Origin of the sequence: Burkholderia sp. KBS0801, from assembly GCF_005937855.2 — a bacterium.
Taxonomy (GTDB): Bacteria; Pseudomonadota; Gammaproteobacteria; order Burkholderiales; family Burkholderiaceae; genus Burkholderia; species Burkholderia ambifaria.
This window is the reverse complement of the sequence record NZ_CP042177.1, coordinates 1756765-1779273: the sequence shown is the minus strand read 5'-3', so window position 1 is coordinate 1779273 and position 22509 is coordinate 1756765. Positions and strand designations below refer to the sequence as shown.

The following is a 22509-nucleotide window of genomic DNA, read 5'->3' as shown; positions in this document are numbered from 1 at the left end:
GCGACGCGCGGCCGCCGTCTGCAGCGATCGCGGGGATCGGCTACAGTGGGCGTTTTCGGCGCGGCCCGCCCGCTTGCCGATGCGCTCGTCCTGCCCCTGCCGCCGTGCCGGGGGGCGCTCCGTGGCGCACGGCCGGCCGGCGGATCGCGGATCCTCCACGTTGACGAGCGAATCTCCATGCCCGACCTGTCCGCCTTCCCGATCACGAAAAAATGGCCGGCCCAGCATCCCGACCGTCTCCAGCTGTACTCGCTGCCGACGCCCAACGGCGTCAAGGTGTCGATCATGCTCGAGGAGACCGGCCTGCCGTACGAGCCGCACCTCGTGAGCTTCGACACGGACGACCAACTGTCGCCCGAATTCCTGTCGCTGAACCCGAACAACAAGATCCCGGCGATCATCGATCCGAACGGCCCCGACGGCCGGCCGCTGCCGCTGTTCGAATCGGGCGCGATCCTGCTCTATCTCGCCGACAAGACAGGCCAGTTGATGCCGAAGGACGCCGCGGGCCGCTACGAGACGATTCAGTGGGTGATGTTCCAGATGGGCGGCATCGGCCCGATGTTCGGCCAGGTCGGCTTCTTCCACAAGTTCGCCGGCCGCGACTACGAGGACAAGCGTCCGCGCGACCGCTACGCCGCCGAATCGAAGCGCCTGCTCGCCGTGCTCGACGCGCATCTCGCGAACCGCAAGTGGATGATGGGCGATACGTACACGATCGCCGACATCTCGATCTTCCCGTGGGTGCGCAACCTGGTCGGGTTCTACGAAGCGGGCGATCTCGTCGGCTTCAGTGAATTCCGCAACGTCAAGCGAGTGCTCGACGCGTTCGTCGCGCGGCCGGCCGTCGCGCGCGGGCTCACTATCCCGGCACGCGGCTGATTCGCGCAGCGGGCGCGCCGTGTGCGGCCCGCTGCGTGACCGGCCCGCCGCCTCGCGCGGCGGGCGGTTTGCTGGTTTCGTTTCTGCGTTTCTTCGTTTCTTCGTTTCGTGCGTCGCGTTCAGCGTGACTCAGCGTGAGATCCGCGCCGCTGCTTTTCGACCGGCGTCGGCTTCCCTTCCTCCAATCCCGCCAGCAGCTTTTCCAGCAGCGCCGACAACTGCGCCTGCTCCGCCTCCGACAGCACGGCCAGCATCGCGCGCTGATTGTCGACGTGCGCGACCACCGCCTCGTCGATCAGCGCGCGGCCCGCGTCCGTCAGCGCGACGAGCGTGCCGCGGCCGTCGGCCGGATTCGGCCGGCGCTCGACCCAGCCGGCCTTGTGCAGCCGGTCGATTCGTGCGGTCATCCCGCCGATATCGAGGGCCTTCCTTGACGTCCTCACCCGCCTAAAGGCAGGTGATTCCCACACCTGGCGATGCACGTCCGCATCGGAGAATGTTCAGCGCAGCGTTGGTATCTCGATCATGCACGACACCACAGCCATCGCAGGCCCACTCTCTCATTCGCAGTCCCGCGATACCTTTCGGCCGCGTCGTGCTGTCTTTCGACCCGCACGACGAACAGGACTGGGTGGAACCACTTTCGTCGACTTCCTCGAATGTGGCTCCGTGCGCGATCGCTTTGTAACGGAGCTTGTTTCGGAAGGACGACCAGGATGCGTCGTAGACGCTTTTCGCCATCCTGGTTCTGGCGAGCTTCGCGGCCGACACGTTGCCGACTGCGAGGTAATCGAACCGTCGCACCAGATCGAGGGTGAGCTTGTGCTGAAAATCGGCACGGGCATTCGCGACCTTGGCGTGCAACTTCGCGATATGCCGCTTGTGCTTTCGCGCCCGTTGCGCTTTCGCCAGTTTCTCCGCCGCGCGTCGGCCGAATTGGTCGTTGGGCAGTTTCTCGCCGGTCGAAAGTGTGGCGAAGTCTTTCAGGCCAAGATCGATACCGACACCGGAACGGATCGGGCGGGCCTGAACATCGGGCATCTCGATCACGATGTTCAGAAACCAGTTGCCCCTCGCATCCTGCGCAAAGTTGGTCCCGTCCTTGATCTTGCCTTCGGGAAGCGGTCGGCTGTTGAACACGCGGAAGGTGTTGCCGGCGAAACGGAACGCGTCACCCTCGCGCTTCAGGTCGCGCCCCTTCAGCGGCACCCAGCCCAGCGATTTCCTGCCGCGATAGCGCAGGTAGGGACGTCGGTGCTGGCTGCGCGACTTCGCATATTGCTCGCACGTCGCGTTGATCGTGCCGGAGTGGATGCCGAGCGCCTTGCTGCTCCCCGTTGTCAGTGCGTTCAGATCGAATCCCGTCGGCCACTTCTTGCTCCACTTGAGCGCGTGCTTCTGTGTGTCGTTGCAGAAGTTCCAGACGTAGTTCACCGCACGGCTCTGCTTGTTGAGCAGTCCGTTGAGCGACTTCACGCGGTAGCGGTAGACAAGAATCATGCAGGTGATCCTAACCCGTGGAAGAAGCTGCCTGTCAATAGCACGCCTTTCCTTCCCGCCATCCGCCCCGAAGGAAGTCCCCTTGGGGGAAATAGCGGGGTTTCTCGGAGCAAATTCTGATGAATCGCTGCATTTCCCCCGGCTGGCGGCTTGCCGCCATCGTGCTGGTCGGACTGAACCTGCGGCCGGCGCTGGCCGCGACCGGTCCGCTGCTCGACATGATCCAGCGCGCGACCGGCATCGGCGACGGCGCGGCGAGCCTGCTGACCACGATCCCGATCCTGCTGATGGGCGTGGGTGCGCTGAGCGCGCGGCGGCTGCAACGCGTGACGGGGATCGCGGGCGGCGTGTGGCTCGGCGTCGTGCTGATCGGGTTCGCGTGCGCGTCGCGCATTGGTGCGCAGCATGCGTGGGTGCTGCTGGCAAGCGCATGCTGCGCGGGCATCGGGATCGCCATGGTGCAGGCGTTGCTGCCAGGGTTCGTGAAGGCGCATTTCGCGACGCGGATCGGCGGCGCGATGGGCGTCTATTCGACGTCGATCATGGGCGGCGCGGTGCTCGCGAGCGTCGTCGCGCCGTTCGCCGCGGCCCGCTGGGGCTGGCTCGCCGCGCTCGCGGGCTGGGCGCTGCCGGCCGGCCTTGCAGCGCTCGCGTGGCCGCTGGCCAGTCGTGACGGCGACGCGCCGGCGTCCGGAGCGCTGCCGGCGTCGGCCGCGACATCGATGGCGCATGCGCGACCGGCGCGCTCGCCGCGCGCATGGCGGCTCGCGGTGTTCTTCGGGATCGCGACGGGCGCCTACACGCTCGTGCTGGCGTGGCTGCCGCCGTACTACATGCGGCTCGGCTGGTCGCCGACCGCGGCTGGCGGCCTGCTCGGCGGCGTGACGCTCGCGGAAGTCGTCGCGGGCCTGACGATCTCCGCGATGATCGACCGCCTGCCCGATCGCCGGCCCGCGCTGCACGCGGCGATCGCGTCGCTGCTGGCCGGGCTGCTGGTGATGCTGGCCGCGCCGCAGGCGCTCGCGTTGCCGGCCGCGCTGCTGCTGGGTGCGGGCATCGGCGCGCTGTTTCCGCTGTCGCTGATCGTCACGGTCGATCATGCGGCGACGCCGGCCGATGCCGCATCGTTGACCGGGTTCGTGCAGGGCGTCGGCTATCTGGTCGCGGGGCTGTTTCCGTTCGCGGCGGGCATCGTGCGCCAGCGTCTCGCGGATCTGTCGCCCGCGTGGGTCGCGATGGCTTGCCTGTGTGTCGTGCTGTTCGCGCTGGCGGCGGGTTTCGCGCCGCAGTTTGCGCGGCGCGTCGCGCGTGCGTAGAGCGTGTGCCTCGGCCCGCATCGCGTTTCGCTTACGCGCAATCAGCCGCCGCTTGCATACAGCGTCGAATCCGCGAACCCTTCCGCATCGAGCACGCGCCCGACCAGAATCAGCGCGGTGCGTTCGATCCGCGTGCCCTGCACCTTGCCGACGATGTCGGCCAGCGTGCCGGTCACGCGTTCCTCGTCGGGCCAGCTCGCGCGATAGATCACCGCGACCGGGCAGTCCGATCCGTAATGCGGCAGCACTTCGTCGACGATCCGCGCGAGATGGCGCACGCCGAGATGGATCGCGAGCGTCGCGCGGTGTGCGGCGAGCGCGCCGAGCGCTTCACCTTCCGGCATCGTCGTCTTGCCCGCGAAGCGCGTGAGGATCACCGTCTGCGCGACACCGGGCAGCGTCAGCTCGACGCCGAGCGTCGCCGCGCACGCGGCCGTGGCCGTCACGCCCGGCACGATTTCATACGGAATCCCGAGCACTTTCAGCCGGCGGATCTGTTCGCCGATCGCCCCGTACAGCGACGGATCGCCCGAATGCACGCGCGCGACGTCCTGCCCTTTCGCATGCGCATCGGCGAGCAGCGCGACGATCGCATCGAGATCGAGCTCGGCAGTATTGACGACCTGCTCCGCGCGATGGCCGTCGAGCACGGCCGGCGGCACGAGCGAGCCCGCATACAGGATCACCGGGCACGTGCGCACGAGGCGCTGGCCCTTCACCGTGATCAGTTCGGGGTCGCCAGGGCCCGCGCCGATGAAATACACCGTCATCCAGAAATCTCCATCCATTCATTGGGCAACCGGTCGCGCGGCATCACGTGCGCGCGGCCGGGTCGAGCGCGTCGAGCGCCTCTCGCAGCGCGGCGGCCGAGTCGAACTCGCGGTCGGCGTCGGGCAGCGGCGGCCGGCGCAGCATCACGACCGGCAGCCGTCGTTCGCGCGCGACGTCGAGCTTGGCTTCGGTCGCGACGCCGCCGCTGTTCTTGCTGACGACGACGTCGATGCCCGCGAGCGCGAACAGCGCGCGTTCGCCGTCGAGCGTGAACGGCCCGCGCGTCGCGACGATCTGCGCGCGCGCGTTGCCGGGATGCGCCTCGAGGCAGCGCACCAGCCAGAACTGGTGTGGCGGAATCTCGTCGAGATGCGCGAGCGGTTCGCGCCCGAGCGTGAACAGCGGCCGCCGGAACGGCGCGAGCGCGGCCTCGATGCCGGCCCAGTCGTCGACCATCCGCCAGTCGTCGTCGGGGCGCGGCGTCCACGGCGCGCGGCGCAGCGCCCACAGCGGCACGCCCGCGTCGCGCGCGGCGGCCGCAGCGTTCGCGCTGATTTGCGCGGCATACGGATGCGTCGCGTCGATCACGAGACCGATGCCGGCGCTGCGCAAATAGGCAGCAAGCCCCGCCGCTCCGCCGAACCCGCCGACACGCACGTCGCAGCGCAGGTCGTCGGGCACCTTGCCGAGGCCCGCGAGGCTATAGACGTGCCCGCGGCCGAGCGCACGTGCGACCTTCAGTGCGTCGCCGGTGCCGCCGAGGAGCAGGATGCGTACGCTCATCGTGCACTTCCGACGAAACGGCCCTGCCGGTCGATCGCGAACATCTCGACAGCCACCGAGGCCGGCACGATGTCGCGTGCGACCCGCAGCGCGTGCGCACAGACGAGGTCGCCGAGCGGCACACCGTCCGCGAGCGCGAGCTTCAGCGCTTCCTGGCTGGTGTTTGCCGCGCGCATCGCGGCCTGCAGCGCGTCGCTCGCACCGGCCTCGGCCGCCCACTGCGCGAGCAGCGGCAGGTCGATGCTCGAATGGCGGCTGTGCAGGTCGAGATGGCCGGCCGCGAGCTTGCTGAGCTTGCCGAAGCCGCCGCACATCGACAGGCGGGAGACCGGCGCGCGGCGCAGGTGCTTGAGCACCGCGCCCGCGAAATCGCCCATTTCGATCAGCGCCATGTCGGGCAGGCCGTAGTGCGCGCGCATCGCATCCTCGCTCGTGTTGCCGGTGCACGCGGCGATGTGCGCGATGCCGTTCGCGCGTGCGACGTCGATGCCCTGGTGGATCGACGCGATGTACGCCGAGCACGAGAACGGCCGTACGATGCCTGTCGTGCCGAGGATCGACAGTCCGCCGACGATGCCCAGGCGCGGGTTCATCGTCTTCAGTGCGAGCGCCTCGCCGCCCTCCACGCCGATCGTCACGTCGAAGCCGCCTGCGTAACCATATTCGGCCGCGAGCGCGTCGAGGTGCGTGGTCATCATCTGGCGCGGCACCGGATTGATTGCCGGTTCGCCGACCGGCAGCGTGAGCCCCGCGCGCGTGACCGTGCCGACGCCCGGCCCCGCATGAAACCGCACGCCGGGCGCGGCGGACAGCGCGACGCGCGCGAACACCAGCGCACCGTGCGTGACGTCCGGATCGTCGCCGGCGTCCTTGATGGTGCCGGCCTCCGCGCCGTCGGCGGTGATCCGGCAGAACTCGAGCCGCATCATTACGCGCTGCCCCTTCGGCAGCACGATCTCGACCGCATCGTCCGCGTGACCCGCGACCAGCAGGCGCGCGGCGGCGAGCGACGTCGCGGTCGCGCAGCTGCCGGTCGTATAGCCGAACCGCAGTGGCGCCGCTCGTTCGGGGGTTTCGTCGCGCATCACGCGGGGCCCGTGAATTCCGTCGCCGCGGGATCGGGCTTGCGCCCGTCGTACAGCGTGACCGGCAACGGCTGCCGCCACGTGTCGAAGCGGCCGAGCGGCTCGGCATGCGCGAGCGACACGCGCGTGAGCGTGCCGCCATGCGCGTCGCGCCAGGCCGCGAGCGCCAGTTCGCCCTGCAGCGTGACCGCGTTCGCGACGAGCCGGCCGCCCGGCTTCAGCGCCGACCAGCACGCATCGAGCACGCCGGGCGCGCTCGCGCCGCCGCCGATGAAGATCGCGTCGGGCGCGGCGAGCCCCGCGAGCGCGTCGGGCGCGCGCCCCGCGACGAGTTGCAGCCCCGGCACGCCGAGCGCGTCGCGGTTGTGCTCGATGAAGCGCTGGCGCTCCGCATGCGACTCGATCGCGACCGCCTGGCACGACGGATGCGCGCGCATCCATTCGATGCCGATCGAGCCGCTGCCCGCGCCGACGTCCCACAACAGTTCGCCCGGTGCGGGCGCGAGCCGCCCGAGCGTCAACGCCCGCATGTCGCGCTTGGTGAGCTGGCCGTCGTGGCGGTACGCGTCGTCGGGCAGGCCGGGCGTGAGCGCGCGGCGCGGCGCATCGGGGCCGGCCCGGCAGTCGAGCGCGATCAGGTTGAGCGCGGCGGTTTCGGCGATCGGCCAGTCTTGCGCGAGGCCGTCGAGACGCCGCTCGAGCGGGCCGCCGAGATGCTCGAACACGCTGATGCGGGTCGGGCCGAAGCCACGCGCCGTGAGTTCGGCGGCGACCGTGGCCGGCGTGCGGCCGTCGGCGCTCAGCACGAACAGGCGCCGGCCCGGCAGCAGGTGGCGCACGAGCGTCGCGAGCGGCCGGCCGACGAGCGACACCGCGCCGACGTCCTGCAGCGCCCAACCCAGCCGTGCGGCCGCCAGCGACAGCGACGACGGGGCGGGCAGCACGCGCCATTCGTCAGCGGATAGCTCGCGCGCGAGCGTCGCGCCGACGCCGAACAGCATCGGGTCGCCGCTTGCCAGCACGCAGACGGGCGCGTCGCGCCGCGCGAGCAGGCCCGACACGTCGAACGGCGACGGCCATGGCTCGCGCACGGCCCGCAGCCGCGCGGGCAGCATGTCGAGGTGCCGCTTCGCGCCGACGACCCGCGTCGCGTCGAGCAGCGCGCGCCGCGCACTGCGCCCGAGCCCCGCGTAACCGTCGTCGCCGATGCCCACTACCGTCAGCCACGCCGTCATGCACCCTTCCCCATCGTCCGATTCCATCGAGTCGCCGTACCGCGGCCGTTAAGGCGCCGGTGCGGCCGTCCGCGTTGCGAAAGTCGGCATGGTACCGTGTTCCACCGCGCGTTTCATCTGCGGGACTGCCCGCGCCGGGCCGCGTTTCGCTTCGGTCATGGCGCCCGCTCGACGGTCGCGAAGCGCCGGTGAAATCGGGTATCCTACGGCCGTTCGTTCGCCGGTGCCCTTCGGGGCCGAAGAGGGAACACAGGGCGCGCATCGCGCCGCTGTGGCTGCCCCCGCAACTGTAGACAGCGAGCCGATCTCCCCCCTCATGCCACTGGTTTCACCGGGAAGGCCGGGAGCCGGCGCCGACCTGTCAGCCAGGAGACCTGCCGGCCTGAAAGTGCGTGCGTGCCAGTCGGCGTCGGGCGGGGTGTACCGATGCGTTGGCCGCGGCGCCACACTACCCCGGTATCCCGTTGAGTTCCGCCCCCGTTTCGATTCCTGCGTTGCCCGTCGTGCGCCCGTCGGCTTGCCCGGGGCTCGTGCGCGTCGTCGCGGCCGCCGACGGCGGGCTGTGCCGGATCAAGCTGCCGGGCGGCCGGCTCGACGCGCGGCAGGCGCGCGCGATCGCCACCGCGGCGCGCAGCTACGGCTCCGGCGCGATCGACGCGACCAATCGCGCGAATCTCCAGTTGCGCGGCATTCGCGACGGCGCGGCCGATCTGCTGGCCGGTGCCTTGCTCGACGCGGGCCTCGGCCCGCGTGCGAGCGCCGCCGATGCCGCCGATGCCGCCGATGCCGCCGATGCCGCCGATGCTGCGCAGGATAAGGCCGCGCTCGCCGCGAGCGACGACGTCCGCAACCTGATGCTCAGCCCGCTCGCCGGGGTCGACCCCGCCGCGCTGCTCGACAGCCGCGCACTCGCACGGCCGTTGCTCGACATGCTGACGCACGAGCCGCGCCGCGGCGAACTGTCGCCGAAATTCTCGATCCAGCTCGACGGCGGCGAAGCGGTCGCGGCGCTCGATCATCCGCATGACATCTGGCTTGCCGCGCGGCGCCGCGGCGACGGCGCGCTGCGCATCACCGCGGGCCTTGCCGGCTGTCCGCCGGTCTCGTCCGACGATTCGCCCGCTTCGTTCGACGTGGCGCCGGACCAGGCCGTCGCGCTGGTGCGTGCGTTGCTGCTCGCATTCCTCGATCTTGCGCCGGCCGACGTCACGCGGATGCGCGCGTTGCTCGCGACCGGCGGTGAACGCGCGTTGCGCGACCGCGCGCAGCACTACGCACCCTTCCCGCTCGAGGCCGATCCCGCCCTGATCGACTGGCGGCGCATGCCCGCGGATGCCGCGCTGCGTTTCGGCGCGCGGCCGTCGCTCGACGCGGCGCGCTGCAGCGTCGGCGCGCAGTTCGTGCTCGGCCGGCTCGACGCGGCGCAACTGGAACGGCTCGCGGCACTCGCCGACGCCGAAGGCGACGCCACGCTGTCGATGACGCCGTGGCAAGGCGTGTTCGTGCACGGCGTGCGGTGCGAACGCGCGCCGGCCGTGCTCGATGCGCTCGCGTCGCTCGGTCTCGTGTGCGCGCCATCCGATCCGCTGGCGGCGCTGGTTGCCTGCACCGGCAGCGCGGGCTGCGCGAAGGCGCGCGCCGATACGAAACACGATGCGCTCGCGCTGGCCGCGCGCGTCGGCCAGCCGGTCGACGTGCACCTGACCGGCTGCGAGCGCCACTGCGCGCTGCCGCATCCCGCGACGTACACGCTCGTTGCGGTTGCGCCCGCCCGCTACGACCTTTACCGGCGCGACGCCGCCGCGGGCCTCGGCGCCCCGCTCGCGCGCCATCTGACGATTGAACAGGCCGCGGTCCGATTGACGGACCTGCGGCATAGCCAGGACACCACCACCGATGCTTGACTACATTCGCGACGGGCAGGAAATCTACCGCCAGTCGTTCGCGACGATCCGCGCCGAGGCCGACCTGTCGCAGGTTCCGCCCGATCTCGAGAAACTCGCGGTGCGCGTGATCCACGCGTGCGGGATGGTCGATGTCGTCTACGACCTGCGCTTCTCGGCCGGCGCGGGCACGGCGGGCCGCACGGCACTCGCGGCCGGCGCACCGATCCTGTGCGACGCGCGGATGGTCGCCGAAGGCATCACGCGCGCGCGGCTGCCGGCCGGCAATCGCGTGATCTGCACACTCGGCGAACCGGAGGTGCCCGACCTCGCGCGGCATCTCGGCAACACGCGTTCGGCCGCGGCGCTCGAGCTGTGGCGCCCGCATCTGGCCGGCAGCGTCGTCGTGATCGGCAATGCGCCGACCGCGCTGTTCCACCTGCTCGACATGATCGACGCCGGCGCGCCGCGCCCCGCGCTGATCCTCGGCTTCCCGGTCGGCTTCATCGGCGCGGCCGAATCGAAGGCGATGCTCGACGCCGAGAGCCGCGGCGTGCCCTACGTCACGCTGCTCGGCCGGCGCGGCGGCAGCGCGATGGCGGCCGCCGCCGTCAACGCACTCGCGACGGAGGCCGAATGACGGCCCCGCGCGGACGCCTGTTCGGGGTCGGCGTCGGCCCGGGCGACCCTGAACTGATGACGATCAAGGCGCTGCGCGTGCTGCAGGCCGCGCCGGTTGTCGCGTATTTCGTCGCGAAGGGCAAGAAAGGCAATGCGTACGGGATCGTCGAAGCGCACCTGCTCGACGCGCAGACGCAACTGCCGCTCGTCTATCCGGTGACGACCGAGGCGCTGCCGCCGCCGCTGTGCTACGAGACGGTGATCGCCGACTTCTACGACACGGCCGCCGAGATCGTCGCGGCGCATCTCGACGCCGGGCGCGACGTCGCCGTGATCTGCGAAGGTGATCCGTTCTTCTATGGCTCGTACATGTACCTGCACGATCGCCTCGCGACGCGCTACGACACCGAAGTGATCCCGGGCGTGTGCGCGATGCTCGGCGGCACGGCCGTGCTCGGCCAGCCGCTCGTCTATCGCAACCAGAGCCTGTCGGTGCTGTCCGGCGTGCTGCCGGAGGACGAATTGCGCACGCGGCTCGCGCACGCCGACGCGGCCGTCGTGATGAAGCTCGGCCGCAACTTCGACAAGGTGCGGCGCGTGCTCGACGAACTCGGGCTCGCGAAGCGCGCGCTGTACGTCGAGCGCGCGACGATGGCGGCCCAGCGCATCGTGCCGCTCGACGAAGTCGATCCGATGGCGTCACCGTATTTCTCGCTGCTCGTCGTGCCGGGGGAAAAATGGCAAGGATGACGACTCCGCCCGCGATCGTGATTCTCGGCGCGGGCGCGCTCGACACCGCGCGGCGCATCCAGGCGCGTTATCCGGGCGCTCGCGTGCATGGGCTCGCGTCGCGCGTCGAGGCCGACGTGCCGTTCGACGAACTCGGCGCGCACCTGCGCGCGCTGTACGCGCGCGGTCTGCCGATCGTCGCGCTGTGCGCGGCCGGCATCGTGATCCGTTGCGTCGCGCCCGCGCTCGCCGACAAGGGTGTCGAGCCGCCGGTGCTCGCGGTCGCGGAAGACGGCTCGGCCGTCGTGCCGCTGCTCGGCGGTTTGACGGGTGTGAACCTGATCGCGCGCGAAATCGCCGAGTGCCTCGGCGTTGCACCGGCGATCACGACGAGCGGCGAACTGCGCTTCGGCGCGTGCGTGCTCAATCCGCCCGACGGCTATGCGCTCTCCGATCTCCAGCAGGGCAAGCGCTTCGTGTCCGACCTGCTCGCGGGCGCGGCCACGCGCGTCGACGGCGCGGCGCCGTGGCTCGACGACGTCGCGCTGCCGCGCGACGACGCGGCAGCGCACGCGATCCGCGTGACGCCCGATGCGTGGCGCGGCGCGCGCGACGAACTCGTGATCCATCCGCGCAGCGTGGTGGTCGGCATCGACGCGCGCGGCGTGCAGGCCGACGCATCGCCATCGCTCGCCGAACGCATCGACGCGCTGCTCGATGCGCACGGCCTCGCGCGGCTCGCGCTCGCCGCGCTCGTCGCGCCGGCCACCTTGCTCGGCGATGCGCGGGTCGAAGCAGCGGCGCACACGCTGGGCGTGCCGCTGCGCTTCGGCGATGTCGAAGGCGATGGCGATGGCGATGGCGATGGCGATGGCGATGGCGATGGCGATGGCAAAGATGATCGCAACACCGACGCCGCCGCACTGCTCGGCCTTACGTTGCGCGTCGCGCACACGCTGCGCGCAACGTCCGACGGCCTCGCCTGCGCGGTCGCGGCGCAACCCGTCGATCCCGCCACGCTCGGCCGCGCGCGCGGCCGCCTGACGGTGTTGGGCCTCGGCCCGGGCGATGCCGCGTGGCTCACGCCCGCCGCACGCGACGCGCTCGCGCAAGCGACCGATATCCTCGGCTATACGACCTACGTGACGATGGCGGGCCCGTTCCGCGCGGACCAGCGCGTACACGGCACCGACAATCGCGAGGAAATGCAGCGGGCGCGCCATGCGTTCGAACTGGCGGCCGAGGGCCGGCGCGTCGCGGTCGTGTCGTCGGGCGATCCGGGCGTGTTCGCGATGGCCGCGGCCGTGCTGGAAGCGCTCGACGAAGCGCGCGACCCGCGCTGGGCGGCGGTCGAGCTGCGCATCGAACCCGGCGTATCGGCGTCGCTCGCGACTGCCGCGCAGGCCGGTGCGCCGCTCGGCCACGATTTCTGCGCGATCTCGCTGTCGGACAACCTGAAGCCGTGGGACGTGATCGAGATGCGCCTGCGGCATGCGGCGCAAGCCGATCTCGTGATGGCGTTCTACAACCCGATCTCGCGTGCGCGGCCGTGGCAGCTCGATCGTGCGCTCGAGGTCGTGCGCGCGCACCGCGCGGCCGACACGGTCGTCGTGCTCGGCCGCGATATCGGCCGGCCGGGCGCGACGCTCGCGACGACGACGCTCGGCGCGCTGCGCAGCGACCAGGTGGACATGCGCACGATGGTGATCGTCGGTTCGTCGACGACGCGGCGTTTCGCGATCGGCGATGGCCGCGAGTGGGTCTATACGCCGCGCTGGTATCGCTGAAGACCGCTGCGCACGGCACGGCATGCCGGCCGTCGTTGCCGGTGCCGGTGCGACACATCCATGCACGCATCGGCCGCGCGCCGTGGGCACGGTATCGAGCGTCCAGCGCTTGCGCTTCATCGCACGACCAAGCGGACAAATCGCCCGCTTTACGTTTCGATATTCGCTCGAATCGGCAAGATTGTTACTTACGCACAGTGCAATAATAAAAAGAACGCACAACCGTTCATTGTTCAGAACTAATCCTTCAAGATGTGCATGCCGCCGGGCGGGCATGTGCAGCCGCCCGACCGGCGGCGATACGCGGGCCAGCGTATCCCTCTTCCACTTGGAGAAAACAATGAACAACACCGTGTTGTCGCGATTCAACCCGCGCGCGCTCGTCGCGGGCTGCCTGCTCGCCGTCGCGAGCGTGTCCCACGGCGCCGGCGTCTATGCGCCGTTCGTCGACGTGACGCTCTACCCGACGCCGCTCGTCGACCGGATCGGCGTCCAGCAAGGCATCCAGCAGTTCACGCTCGCGTTCGTGACCGCGGGCAACGGCTGTGCGCCGTCCTGGGGCGGCGTGCAGCCGATCGGCAACGGTGCGAGCGGCGATCTGCTCGCGTCGCTGTCGACGTCGATCGCGAGCTATCGCGCGAAAGGCGGCGAGATCGCGGTCTCGTTCGGCGGCGCGAACGGCACGCCGCTGATGCAGGCGTGCTCGACCGTCCCCGCGCTGAAGACGGCCTACCAGACCGTGATCGACACCTACGGCCTCACGCATGTCGACTTCGACATCGAGGGCGCATCGCAGCAGGACAGCGCCGCGGTCGCCCGCAACTTCCAGGCGGTTGCGCAGTTGCAGTCCGACTACGCGGCGAAAGGCCGGCCGCTGCACGTCACGCTGACGCTGCCGACGATGCCGACCGGGCTCACGCAGGATGGCGTGAACGTCGTGACCGCGGCCATCGCGAACAAGGTCGCGTTCGACGCGGTGAACCTGATGACGATGGACTACGGCCCCGCGAACATCGACATGGGCGCGGCGGCGATCAGCGCCGCGCAGGCGCTCTACGCGCAGCTCGACACGGCGTTCAAGTCGGCCGGCCAGCCGAAGACCGGCGCGCAACTCTGGCAGATGGTCGGGGTCACGCCGATGATCGGGATGAACGACGTGCAGGGCGAAACCTTCACGCTCGCCAATGCGCAGAGCGTGCTGAATACGGCGCTCAACAACGGTTACGGTTTCTTCGGTAACTGGTCGGTCGGCCGCGACCAGCCGTGCCCGAACAACGGCGCGTATGTGTCGCCGACCTGCTCGGGCATCGCGCAGCAGCCGTACGCGTTCGCGTCGATCTTCCGCAAGCTCGACGGCAAGTGGGGCGCGGGCGTCACGCAGGACCCGAACTACGGCGGCGGCTCGAACGGCGGAACGCCGCAGCCCGGCGCGCCCTGGTCGGCCGCCCAGGTCTATACGGCCGGCGCGACGGTCACCTATCAGGGCACGACGTACCAGGCGCAATGGTGGACGCAGGGCGACGTGCCGGGCCAGGCGAGCGTGTGGAAAGCGATCGGCGGCGGCACGGCGACGTGGTCTGCAACGACCGCGTACCAGGGCGGCACGTGCGTGATGTATCAGGGCGCGAAATACTGCGCGAAATGGTGGACGCAAGGCGACAACCCGAGCGCCGGCGGCGTGTGGGTGAAGTCGTGACGTCGTGAAGTCGTGATCGCCGGCGCGTGACGGGCCGGCCGCGGCCGTTCCCCGGCGCGCTGTCCGGCGCGGCGGCGAACGGCCGCCGAAGCAGGCGCTGAGCGTTGCTTCGCGGCCCTTGCTACCCGCGCCCCTGCTCGGCCAGCAACCGCGCCTTCGCATCGACCAGCAGCGCCGCATGCGAGTCGCGATGCTGGCGGATCCGCTCGGTCGGGCCGACGACCGACAGCCCGTACCAGTCGCCGTCGAGCGTCAGCGCGACCGCGATCGCCGACAGCTCGGGCGCGCTCTCGCCAAAGTTCTCGGCCCAGCCGAGTTCGCGAAACCGCGCGGTTTGCGCGACGAGCGCCGGCAGGTCCGCGACGCTCGCGTCGGTGAAGCGTTCGAATGAAAGCTGCGCGCCGAGCGCCTGCTGCGCATCGCTCGCGAGCTCCGCGAAGATCGCCTTGCCGATCGAGTTCGCATGCAGCGGGCGCAGCTCGCCCGGCTGGCGCGTATAGCGGATCGCCTGCTCGGATTCGACGACGTCGAGATACGTGACCGACGGGCCCTGGATCTTGCCGAGCACGGCCGTCTCGCGGCTCGCATCGCGCAGCGCGACGAGATGCGGATGCACGATGTCGACGACCGGATCGGTCGCGTCGATCGCGGCGGCGATCGTCTGCAGGCGCCGCGTCGGGTAGTAGCCGCCGCGCTTGCGCACCTCGTACAGATAGCCGCGGCTCACGAGCGTGCGTGCCATCGCCAGGCAGCTCGACGCCGGCACATTGAGCAGGCGCGCGAGCTCGGTGAGCGGCAGCGGCCGCCGTTCGGCGGCGAACAGCTCGAACAGGTCGAGCGTGCGGGCAACGAGTTTGACGTCCATGACGAGCGCTTGAATCGGAACGGGAAGCCGCGCGCCGGGCGAGCCGCCGGGCCGGTACGGTCAGTACGACTTCGGCAGCCCGAGCACCTTCTCCGCGATGTAGCAGAGGATCAGTTGCGGGCTCACGGGCGCGAGCCTCGGAATCATACACTCGCGCAGGTAGCGCTCGACATGGTATTCCTTCGCATAGCCCATCCCGCCGTGCGTCGCGATGGCCGTCTGGCACGCCTGGAACGCGGCTTCCGCGCCGAGGTACTTCGCGGCGTTCGCCTCCGCCCCGCACGACTGCCCCGCGTCGTAGCGCGTCGCGGCCTTCATCACCATCAGCCACGCGGCCTCGAGCTGCATCCATGCCTGCGCGAGCGGATGCTGGATCGACTGGTTCTGCCCGATCGGGCGGCCGAACACGACACGCTCGCACGCATACTGCGTCGCGCGCCGCAGCGCGGCCTGCCCGAGGCCGATCGCCTCGGCGGCGATCAGGATTCGCTCGGGGTTCAGCCCGTGCAGCAGATAACGGAAGCCGTCGCCCTCGTTGCCGATCAGGTCGTCGCGCGGCACGCGCAGGTTGTCGATGAACAGCATGTTCGAATCGACGGCCTTGCGGCCCATCTTCTCGATCTCGCGCACCTCGACGCGCGACCGGTCGAGGTCGGTGTAGAACAGGCTGAGCCCCTCGGTCGGCTTCGCGACCGCGTCGAGCGGCGTCGTGCGCGCGATGATCAGCATCTTGTTCGCGACCTGCGCGGTCGAGATCCAGATCTTGCGCCCGCTCAGCACGTAGTGGTCGCCGTCGCGGCGCGCCTGCGTGCTCAGGTGTGTCGTGTCGAGGCCCGCGTCGGGCTCGGTCACCGCGAAGCAGGCCTTGTCGCGCCCGGCGATCAGCGGCGGCAGGAAGCGCGCCTTCTGCGCGTCGTTGCCGAACACCTGCACCGGGTTCAGCCCGAAGATGTTCATGTGGACGGCCGAGGCGCCCGACAGGCCGGCGCCCGACGCGCTGATCGTGCGCATCATCAGCGCGGCCTCGGTCATCCCGAGGCCGGCGCCGCCGTGGGCCGGGTCCATCGCGATGCCGAGCCAGCCGGCCTCGGCGAGCGCCGCGTGAAAGTCGGACGGGAACCCGCCCGCGCGATCGCGTTCGAGCCAGTAGTCGTCGCCGAAGCGTTCGCAGATTTTCTCGATCGCGCTTTCGATCGCGCGCTGGTCGTCGGTCAGGTCGAACTGCATGGATTGCTCTCCTGGAAATGGGCGAGCGGCCGCGCCGCTCTCAGCAACACGCCGGATGGCGCCAGGGCTTGCGCCTCGAAAAACGTCCCTTTGCGGGATGGGCCACCCGGAACATCGGCGCGAAGCGGCACGTCCGGCGCGCTCACAACGGAAACACGCCCACGATCACCGCGGCGAACACCATCAGCACGGTGGCGGCGAACAGGAACGGAATCGTGAATTTCTGGTGCTCGGCCAGCTCGACGCCGGTCAGGCCGACGATCAGGAACGTCGCCGGCGTGAGCGGGCTGACCGGAAAACCGGTCGTCATCTGGCCGAGCAGCGCGGCCTGAGCCATCTGGATCGGCGGCACGCCGAGCAGCTTGCCGCTTTCCGCGAGCACCGGCAGCACGCCGAAGTAGAACGAATCGGGATCGAACAACAGGCTGAGCGGCATCGACAGCAGGCCGAGCACGAGCGGCATGTGGCGCGCATGTTCGACCGGCACGTGCGCGACGACGACCTCGGCCATCGCCTTCAGCATCCCGGTTCCGGACATGATTCCCGTGAACGCGCCGGCCGCGAGCAGCACGCTCGCCATCATCAGCGCGGCCTTCGCATGCGCGTCGATTCGCTCGCGCTGCGCCTGCACGTCCGGATAGTTGATGACGAGCGCGGCGACCGTGCCGAGCATGAACATCACCATCGGGTCGACGATGCCCGACACCAGCGTGCCGAGCACGACGAGCGTCAGCGCCAGGTTGATCCGGAAACGCCCGGGCCGGCGCAGCGCGCGTTCGGCATCGGTCAGCTCGCGCGGCGCGATCGCGAGCGACGCCGCGCCGGCGCGATCGAGCCCGAGCCGCTTCGCCTCGCGCACACCGAGCACGTACGCGGTGCCGAACACGAACACGAGCCCGACGATCTGCACCGGGATCATCGGCATGAAGATCGCCGAGCCGGGAATATGCAGCGCCGCGGACGCGCGCAGCATCGGCCCGACCCACGGCAGGAAGTTGACGCCGGCCGCCATCGACGCGACGCACGCGAGAATTCGCCGGTCCATCCCGAGCCGCGTATAGAGCGGCATCATCGCGGGCAGCGTGACGAGAAACGTGACGGCGCCCGAGCCGTCCAGATGGATCAGCAGCGCGAGCAGCGCCGAGCCCATCACGATGCGCGGCGGATGGCAGCCGATCACGCGCAGCACGCCCGCGATGATCGGGTCGAGCATTCCCGCGTCGGTGAGGATTCCGAAAAATAGAATCGCAAAAACGAACATGCCGGCGATCGGGCCGATGTTCTGCACGCCGTGCACGATGAACTTGCCGGTCGAGAGTCCGAAGCCGGCCGCGACCGACGCGGCCACCGGCACGACGATCAAGGCGACGAGCGGCGACAGCCGCTTCGTGATGATCAGGCCGAACAGCGCGACGATCGCGATCGCGCCGATCCATGCGAGCATGATGTGTCTCCTCTGGCGCCGGCGCGCGTCGGGCGCGGCGTGATGTTCGAAGCGGCGTGACGCGGTGTGGCGGCGGGCGACGCCATCGCATTGCCGCCGGCCGCGATGCGTGTCAGTGGCCTTGCTTGCCGTTGTCGTCTCGTGGCGCGTCGGCAAACACCTGCGCCGCGTGTTCGTTCAGCGCGGGCGGCGGCCGCCGGTACGAGGCCGGCGTGCGGCCGAGCTTGATCGGCGACGCGATGCCGCGGTGCCGCCCCAGTTCGACCTTCATCTGCCGATGCGCGACGTGCGGATGGTCGAGCGCCGCGTCCAGCCCGAGCACGGGCGCGCATGGCACGCCACGGCGCATCAGCTGCTCGGCGAGCGCCGCGCCGTCGTGTGCGGCCAGCGCCGTTTCGAGCAGCGTGCGCAATGCGGCGCGGTTCGCGCTGCGCGCGCGGTTGTCGGCGAAGCGCGGGTCGTCGGGCCAGTCGCGCGTGCCGAGCACGTCGCACAGCGCGGCGAACTGTCCGTTGTTGCCGACCGCGAGAAAGATGTCGACGCTCGCGGTCGGAAAGCTGTCGTACGGCGTGATGTTCGGATGCGCGTTGCCGGTGCGCACCGGCGCCTTCCCGGAGTGGAAGAAATTCGGCGTGTGCGGATGCAGGATCGACAGCGCGCAGTCGAACAGCGTCGATTCGACGAACTGGCCGCGCCCGCTCGCATCGCGTTCGCGCAGCGCCATCAGCACGCCGAGCGCCGCGTTCAGCCCGGTGACGAGATCGACGATCGGCACGCCCACGCGCAGCGGCGCGCCGCCCGCTTCGCCGTTCACGCTCATCAAGCCGGCCAGCGCCTGCACGGCCGCGTCGTAGCCGGGCAGCCCGCCGAGCGGGCCGTCCGCGCCGAAGCCCGACACGCGGCAATAAACAAGCCGCGGAAAGCGCGCATGCAGCGCGTCGAAGCCGAGCCCCCAGCGTTCCATCGTGCCGATCTTGAAGTTCTCGACCAGCGCGTCCGCGTGCTCGAGCAGCCTGAGCAGCCTCTCGCGATCGTCCGGCTTCGTCAGGTCGAGCGCGATGCCGAGCTTGTTGCGGTTCACGCCGAGGAAATACGACGCGGTGTCGCCATCGAACGGCGGCCCCCAGGTGCGCGTCTCGTCGCCCGACGGCGGTTCGACCTTGATCACCTCCGCGCCGTGGTCGGCGAGAATCTGGGTCGCGTACGGGCCGCCCAGCACCCGCGACAGATCGATGATGCGCAACCCCGCCAACGCGCCCTGCTGCTCCAGCTCCGCCATGCGTCTCGCTCCTGCTTCCGGTTGTTCGGACCGCCGGGTTCCGCCATGCCGACGTTGCGGCGCGGTTTTTCCTGGCTCGAATAATAATTCCTGTGCGTGAATTTATATTCACACTGGAGAATTTTATTGTCAAGCCGGGCATGCGCCGGTAAGCCTCTGGAGAATGCGGCAGTCCGGGAGACAACCCCGAACGCGCGCCGGTTGCCGCGCCGGGCCGCGGTTCGCTAAGCTGCGGACAGTGCTCATCCGAACCAAGGCGGAAATTTCATGAAACGCATGCTGCTCGCGGCCCTCGTGCTCGCGTCGACGTTGGGCGTCGCCCGCGCGCAAACCGAGACCTACCATTTTGGCGAGGGACAATCACAGCCGCGGGCTGCCGCGCCGACTGCACGGCCGGCGCCCGCGCATCGGCACGTGACGCCGCCGCGTCACCGGCATGCGCTGCACAAACGGCGCCACGGGCGGTCCGGCAAGCCGGTACGCCCGGTGATCGAGACGTCTGCGTGACGCGTTGCGCGTGGCGCGCGGCAAAGCACGGAACTGTCACGAACGGCCGGTATGATCGGCGCGGCGGCTTTGCATGCCGTCGTGCCCGAGCATCGGGCGACTGGCCGGCAACGCCGGTCGATGTGCATTTCATTCCACGATTCAGTACTTGTTTTGCCGAACATGAATACCGGGCCGGATACCGTCGCCAGCATCAAGGAGCGCGCCACGATCGTGTGCCGCCAGCGCAGCAGCGTGCTGCTGGTCGCGCGCACCGCGGCGCGCTGGACGCTGCCGGGCGGCATGATCCGGCGCGGCGAGACACCGCTGGAGGCCGCGCAGCGGGAGCTGGCGGAGGAAACGCGGCTCGAAGGGCTCGCACTCGACTATGCGGTGCAGTTCGGCGGCCTCACGAAACTCCACCACGTGTTCGTGGCCGACGTGCCGAAACATCTGGTCCCGCGCGCGAGCAACGAGATCGCGCGCTGCAAGTGGTTCGACGTCGAACGCCTCGAGACGCTGCGCGCGAGCGTGCCGACCCGCAAGATCATCGAGCTGCTGCACCTCGACCGCTTTTCCCCGCTCGCGGACGGCCCGCTTCGTCTGCGCTGAAGCGGCCCCGCGCCGATCACGCCCCGGTCATGCGCGCAGCAACGGCCCGGCCTTGCGTTCGAGCAGCGCGATCAGCTCGGGCTGCATGTACGTGTAGCGGTCGGGAATGTCGAGGCAGACGATCTTCTTGTGCTTCAGTCGGGCGCCGAACCGGGCGGTGAGCTTCGCCTTGTGCGCGCGCTCCATCACGAACACGATCTCGGCCCATTCGAGCTGCTCAATGGACACTTGCGTGTCGGCGTCGGGCGCCAGCCCCGCGGAGTCGGTTTCGACACCCGGCCATCCCGCGAACACCGCCTCGGCGGTCGGGCTGCGCAGCCGGTTGCGGCTGCAAATGAAGAGCGCCCGCGTCATGCCGGCGCGCCGCGGCCGGCTTGTCCGGTCATCCGTTCAACCCTGCGGAATCGTGTCGGGCCGCACGTACGCCAGCATGTGCGGCACGTAGTCGGCCTTGCCGAGCTCGACGCCGTAATGGCGCAGGATCGCGTATGCGGCGATCGCGTGAAAGTAGAACTGCGGCAGCGCCCAGTCGCGCACGTACTGCTCGCCCGTCATGTCGAACGCGATGCCGTTCGGCAGCTCGAGGGCGATCGGCCGCGCGGCGCCGCCATCGAGCGCGTCGGGCGCGAGTTCGCCGAGGAATGCGATCGTGCCGGACAGGATCCCTTGCGCGTCGCTCACCGTGCCCGGCTGCGCATCGGCGTGCCAGCCGGCTTCGCGCAGCGCGAGCAGCGCATCCGGCAGCGGTTCGCCGCGCAGCCGGTAGACGGGCTCCATCGCCTGGAAGCACGAGAACCGCACCTGTGCGGCGAGCGGATACATGTCGGACGCGAGCTTCAGCGTCAGCAGCGCATCGGGTGCGTCGCCGGCGGCCTGCCGGTGCGCGACGGCCTTGTCGAGCCACGCGGATTGCGCGCGCAGCATCTGGGTCAACGTCGGAACGAGAAGTTGGGTTGGTGACATCCATGCCCTCCGATGGTTCGTTGGCGGAGCGATACCCATGTCGCGGCGAATCAGTATTCTGCCGCAGCCGACGATTCGACGCGAAACCGGTGACGCATCGCACGTCGCACGGCCGGCGCCCTAGGCGTCAGGGCTTGCCGTGGCGTGCCAGGAACCGGTCGAGCTGCGACGCGAACGCCTTGCCGTCGCGCGCGCTGAACGGGGCCGGGCCGCCGGTGTCGACGCCCGAGCTGCGCAGTTGATCCATCATCGCGCGCGTCGACAGGCGTTCCTCGATGTTCTCGCGGCTGAACCAGTTGCCGCGCGGGTCGAGCGCGTGCGCGCCCTTGTCGAGGACGGCCGCGGCCAGCGGGATGTCGGCGGTGATCACGAGATCGCCGGCTTGCGCGAGTTCGACGATTCGCGCGTCGGCGACGTCGAAGCCGGCCGGCACCTGCACCGACTTGATGAACGGCGACGGCGGCGTACGCAGGAACTGGTTCGCGACCAGCGTCACGCAGATCTCGGCACGACGCGCGGCGCGAAACAGCATGTCCTTGATGACGGCGGGACACGCGTCGGCATCGACGAGTACTTGCATGGCAGACGTTCCGGTGAGCAGAAACCGCGATCATAGCGCAGCGCCGGCGATCGTCCCGGGCGGTCGCTGCTCCGATCAATCGATCAACCGATCAATCGGTCAGCCAATCAGCCGGTCAGCCCGGCGCACAGCGACGCGGCCGTCGTCCATTGCGCGCCCCATGCGTCGGCGAGCCGCCTGCCCTGCCCGATCCGCACGGCCGCGTCATCGAAATCGACGAACACGACGTGATCGGCGGCCGCCGGTTTCGGTGCCGTTTCGCGCGTGCGTCCGTCGGACAGCACCCACAGCCAGCGCTGCTGGTCCGGCGTACGCCGTGCGGCGCGCGCGAGCAATTGCGCGGCGGCCGCGATGCCGTCCGCGAGCGGCGTGCCGCCGCCGCCATCCACCGGCTCGAGCCAGCGCGCGTTCCACCAGCGCGGCACGGCTGGGCCGAAACGCCGCGCGGCGCCGTTGCCGCCGAAGCAGATCAGCGCGGTTTCCACACGGTCGCGCGCGGCCTGGTCGAAGTACGCGACGATCAACCCTTTCGCGAGCGCGAGCCGTTCGTCCGACAACATCGACGCCGAACAGTCGAGCACGAAGCAATGGAGCGCGCGCGGGGCGCCGGCCTGTTTGCGAAAACGCAGATGGCCGGCGTGCAGCGGGCCGCCGCGCTTCGCGGCAAGCGTCGCCGGCCACGCCACGGCCGTGCCGGCGCGTGCCGTTCCCGGCACGCGCGCGGCGGCGCCTGGCTGCCATCGAGGACCGCGAACGGCGTTCGCG

Annotated in this window: 22 protein-coding genes, 1 pseudogene and 1 riboswitch; of the genes and pseudogenes, 9 read left to right on the top strand and 14 right to left on the bottom strand. The window is 70.1% G+C overall.

From position 1 onward, the window contains the following. Positions 1 to 177: 177 nt before the first annotated feature. Positions 178 to 882, top strand: coding sequence for a glutathione S-transferase N-terminal domain-containing protein (locus FFI87_RS08485; protein WP_138847712.1), 705 nt, complete (start codon positions 178 to 180; stop codon positions 880 to 882). 119 nt (positions 883 to 1001) lie between these two features. On the opposite strand, the pseudogene FFI87_RS08480 reads toward FFI87_RS08485, so the two are convergent. After that, positions 1002 to 1295, bottom strand: a pseudogene (locus tag FFI87_RS08480) (MarR family winged helix-turn-helix transcriptional regulator); the annotation flags it as partial. 34 nt (positions 1296 to 1329) lie between these two features. After that, positions 1330 to 2382 carry an RNA-guided endonuclease InsQ/TnpB family protein gene (locus tag FFI87_RS08475; protein ID WP_012363893.1) on the bottom strand — a complete coding sequence of 351 codons (1053 nt, stop codon included), beginning with the start codon at positions 2380 to 2382 and terminating at the stop codon, positions 1330 to 1332. 119 nt (positions 2383 to 2501) lie between these two features. Between FFI87_RS08475 and FFI87_RS08470 the strand changes: the two genes are divergently transcribed. Further along, a complete protein-coding gene (locus FFI87_RS08470; protein WP_138847713.1) occupies positions 2502 to 3698 on the top strand; it encodes an MFS transporter in 1197 nt (398 codons plus the stop codon). A gap of 41 nt (positions 3699 to 3739) precedes the next feature. Here FFI87_RS08470 and cobM read toward each other — a convergent pair whose 3' ends face one another. From cobM to FFI87_RS08450, 4 genes are read right to left on the bottom strand one after another with little or no spacing between them, the layout of a single operon-like run. Then, a complete protein-coding gene (gene cobM / locus FFI87_RS08465; protein ID WP_138847714.1) occupies positions 3740 to 4468 on the bottom strand; it encodes a precorrin-4 C(11)-methyltransferase in 729 nt (242 codons plus the stop codon). Between the two features lie 43 nt (positions 4469 to 4511). After that, positions 4512 to 5252, bottom strand: a complete 741-nt coding sequence (locus tag FFI87_RS08460; RefSeq protein WP_138847715.1) for a cobalt-precorrin-6A reductase — start codon at positions 5250 to 5252, stop codon at positions 4512 to 4514. Beyond that, positions 5249 to 6337: a cobalt-precorrin-5B (C(1))-methyltransferase gene (locus tag FFI87_RS08455; protein ID WP_138847716.1), complete on the bottom strand. Its 1089-nt coding sequence runs from the start codon at positions 6335 to 6337 to the stop codon at positions 5249 to 5251. Before FFI87_RS08455 ends, FFI87_RS08460 begins: the two co-directional genes overlap by 4 nt. Beyond that, a complete protein-coding gene (locus tag FFI87_RS08450; protein WP_012363888.1) occupies positions 6337 to 7572 on the bottom strand; it encodes a bifunctional cobalt-precorrin-7 (C(5))-methyltransferase/cobalt-precorrin-6B (C(15))-methyltransferase in 1236 nt (411 codons plus the stop codon). The genes FFI87_RS08455 and FFI87_RS08450 overlap by 1 nt, the downstream gene beginning before the upstream one ends. A 204-nt stretch (positions 7573 to 7776) precedes the next feature. After that, positions 7777 to 7969: riboswitch (cobalamin riboswitch) on the top strand. A 106-nt stretch (positions 7970 to 8075) separates the two neighbouring features. On the opposite strand from FFI87_RS08450, the gene cobG reads away from it, so the two are divergent. The 5 genes from cobG to FFI87_RS08425 all read left to right on the top strand — a co-directional run bounded on the left by cobG (position 8076) and on the right by FFI87_RS08425 (position 14288). Continuing rightward, positions 8076 to 9476, top strand: coding sequence for a precorrin-3B synthase (cobG, locus tag FFI87_RS08445; protein WP_186381721.1), 1401 nt, complete (start codon positions 8076 to 8078; stop codon positions 9474 to 9476). Next, the gene (locus FFI87_RS08440; RefSeq protein WP_012363886.1) at positions 9469 to 10095 is read left to right on the top strand and encodes a precorrin-8X methylmutase; all 627 of its coding nucleotides are present in this window, start codon (positions 9469 to 9471) and stop codon (positions 10093 to 10095) included. The genes cobG and FFI87_RS08440 overlap by 8 nt, the downstream gene beginning before the upstream one ends. After that, positions 10092 to 10826, top strand: coding sequence for a precorrin-2 C(20)-methyltransferase (locus FFI87_RS08435; protein WP_012363885.1), 735 nt, complete (start codon positions 10092 to 10094; stop codon positions 10824 to 10826). Before FFI87_RS08440 ends, FFI87_RS08435 begins: the two co-directional genes overlap by 4 nt. Next, positions 10823 to 12592: a precorrin-3B C(17)-methyltransferase gene (gene cobJ, locus FFI87_RS08430; RefSeq protein ID WP_138847718.1), complete on the top strand. Its 1770-nt coding sequence runs from the start codon at positions 10823 to 10825 to the stop codon at positions 12590 to 12592. The genes FFI87_RS08435 and cobJ overlap by 4 nt, the downstream gene beginning before the upstream one ends. A gap of 340 nt (positions 12593 to 12932) precedes the next feature. Continuing rightward, complete coding sequence (locus FFI87_RS08425) at positions 12933 to 14288, top strand: chitinase (protein WP_175711340.1); 1356 nt, start codon at positions 12933 to 12935, stop codon at positions 14286 to 14288. A gap of 121 nt (positions 14289 to 14409) precedes the next feature. Here the strand turns inward: FFI87_RS08425 and FFI87_RS08420 are convergent, their stop codons facing one another. From FFI87_RS08420 to FFI87_RS08405, 4 genes are all read right to left on the bottom strand, one after another. Then, complete coding sequence (locus FFI87_RS08420) at positions 14410 to 15153, bottom strand: IclR family transcriptional regulator (protein WP_138847720.1); 744 nt, start codon at positions 15151 to 15153, stop codon at positions 14410 to 14412. 60 nt (positions 15154 to 15213) lie between these two features. Continuing rightward, the gene (locus FFI87_RS08415) at positions 15214 to 16380 is read right to left on the bottom strand and encodes an acyl-CoA dehydrogenase family protein (protein WP_138847721.1); all 1167 of its coding nucleotides are present in this window, start codon (positions 16378 to 16380) and stop codon (positions 15214 to 15216) included. Positions 16381 to 16522: 142 nt separating this feature from the next. Continuing rightward, a complete protein-coding gene (locus FFI87_RS08410) occupies positions 16523 to 17824 on the bottom strand; it encodes a CitMHS family transporter (protein ID WP_138847722.1) in 1302 nt (433 codons plus the stop codon). Between the two features lie 112 nt (positions 17825 to 17936). Beyond that, complete coding sequence (locus FFI87_RS08405; RefSeq protein ID WP_138847723.1) at positions 17937 to 19103, bottom strand: CaiB/BaiF CoA transferase family protein; 1167 nt, start codon at positions 19101 to 19103, stop codon at positions 17937 to 17939. A 267-nt stretch (positions 19104 to 19370) separates the two neighbouring features. Between FFI87_RS08405 and FFI87_RS08400 the strand changes: the two genes are divergently transcribed. Next, entirely contained in the window at positions 19371 to 19610 is a 240-nt protein-coding gene (locus tag FFI87_RS08400; RefSeq protein ID WP_138847724.1) for a hypothetical protein, read from the top strand. 162 nt (positions 19611 to 19772) lie between these two features. After that, positions 19773 to 20201 (top strand): NUDIX hydrolase, encoded by a 429-nt coding sequence (locus FFI87_RS08395; RefSeq protein WP_138847725.1) that lies wholly within the window; start codon positions 19773 to 19775, stop codon positions 20199 to 20201. Between the two features lie 27 nt (positions 20202 to 20228). Here FFI87_RS08395 and FFI87_RS08390 read toward each other — a convergent pair whose 3' ends face one another. The 4 genes from FFI87_RS08390 to FFI87_RS08375 form a co-directional block, all read right to left on the bottom strand. Continuing rightward, entirely contained in the window at positions 20229 to 20555 is a 327-nt protein-coding gene (locus tag FFI87_RS08390) for a low molecular weight protein tyrosine phosphatase family protein (RefSeq protein WP_138847726.1), read from the bottom strand. Between the two features lie 36 nt (positions 20556 to 20591). After that, a complete protein-coding gene (locus FFI87_RS08385) occupies positions 20592 to 21164 on the bottom strand; it encodes a DUF1993 family protein (RefSeq protein WP_138847727.1) in 573 nt (190 codons plus the stop codon). A 127-nt stretch (positions 21165 to 21291) separates the two neighbouring features. After that, positions 21292 to 21744 carry a YaiI/YqxD family protein gene (locus FFI87_RS08380; RefSeq protein WP_011656847.1) on the bottom strand — a complete coding sequence of 151 codons (453 nt, stop codon included), beginning with the start codon at positions 21742 to 21744 and terminating at the stop codon, positions 21292 to 21294. A 107-nt stretch (positions 21745 to 21851) separates the two neighbouring features. After that, complete coding sequence (locus FFI87_RS08375) at positions 21852 to 22460, bottom strand: vWA domain-containing protein (RefSeq protein ID WP_138847728.1); 609 nt, start codon at positions 22458 to 22460, stop codon at positions 21852 to 21854. Positions 22461 to 22509 lie beyond the last annotated feature (49 nt).

Coding starts and splice junctions, on each gene's coding strand:
- FFI87_RS08390 (WP_138847726.1), bottom strand. CDS start 20,555: ATGACGCGGGCGCTCTTCATTTGCAGCCGCAACCGGCTGCGCAGCCCG.
- FFI87_RS08435 (WP_012363885.1), top strand. CDS start 10,092: ATGACGGCCCCGCGCGGACGCCTGTTCGGGGTCGGCGTCGGCCCGGGC.
- FFI87_RS08415 (WP_138847721.1), bottom strand. CDS start 16,380: ATGCAGTTCGACCTGACCGACGACCAGCGCGCGATCGAAAGCGCGATC.
- FFI87_RS08450 (WP_012363888.1), bottom strand. CDS start 7,572: ATGACGGCGTGGCTGACGGTAGTGGGCATCGGCGACGACGGTTACGCG.
- FFI87_RS08400 (WP_138847724.1), top strand. CDS start 19,371: ATGAAACGCATGCTGCTCGCGGCCCTCGTGCTCGCGTCGACGTTGGGC.
- FFI87_RS08395 (WP_138847725.1), top strand. CDS start 19,773: ATGAATACCGGGCCGGATACCGTCGCCAGCATCAAGGAGCGCGCCACG.
- FFI87_RS08440 (WP_012363886.1), top strand. CDS start 9,469: ATGCTTGACTACATTCGCGACGGGCAGGAAATCTACCGCCAGTCGTTC.
- FFI87_RS08455 (WP_138847716.1), bottom strand. CDS start 6,337: ATGCGCGACGAAACCCCCGAACGAGCGGCGCCACTGCGGTTCGGCTAT.
- FFI87_RS08485 (WP_138847712.1), top strand. CDS start 178: ATGCCCGACCTGTCCGCCTTCCCGATCACGAAAAAATGGCCGGCCCAG.
- FFI87_RS08420 (WP_138847720.1), bottom strand. CDS start 15,153: ATGGACGTCAAACTCGTTGCCCGCACGCTCGACCTGTTCGAGCTGTTC.
- FFI87_RS08385 (WP_138847727.1), bottom strand. CDS start 21,164: ATGTCACCAACCCAACTTCTCGTTCCGACGTTGACCCAGATGCTGCGC.
- FFI87_RS08380 (WP_011656847.1), bottom strand. CDS start 21,744: ATGCAAGTACTCGTCGATGCCGACGCGTGTCCCGCCGTCATCAAGGAC.
- cobM (WP_138847714.1), bottom strand. CDS start 4,468: ATGACGGTGTATTTCATCGGCGCGGGCCCTGGCGACCCCGAACTGATC.
- FFI87_RS08460 (WP_138847715.1), bottom strand. CDS start 5,252: ATGAGCGTACGCATCCTGCTCCTCGGCGGCACCGGCGACGCACTGAAG.
- FFI87_RS08425 (WP_175711340.1), top strand. CDS start 12,933: ATGAACAACACCGTGTTGTCGCGATTCAACCCGCGCGCGCTCGTCGCG.
- FFI87_RS08410 (WP_138847722.1), bottom strand. CDS start 17,824: ATGCTCGCATGGATCGGCGCGATCGCGATCGTCGCGCTGTTCGGCCTG.
- FFI87_RS08470 (WP_138847713.1), top strand. CDS start 2,502: ATGAATCGCTGCATTTCCCCCGGCTGGCGGCTTGCCGCCATCGTGCTG.
- FFI87_RS08475 (WP_012363893.1), bottom strand. CDS start 2,382: ATGATTCTTGTCTACCGCTACCGCGTGAAGTCGCTCAACGGACTGCTC.
- cobJ (WP_138847718.1), top strand. CDS start 10,823: ATGACGACTCCGCCCGCGATCGTGATTCTCGGCGCGGGCGCGCTCGAC.
- FFI87_RS08405 (WP_138847723.1), bottom strand. CDS start 19,103: ATGGCGGAGCTGGAGCAGCAGGGCGCGTTGGCGGGGTTGCGCATCATC.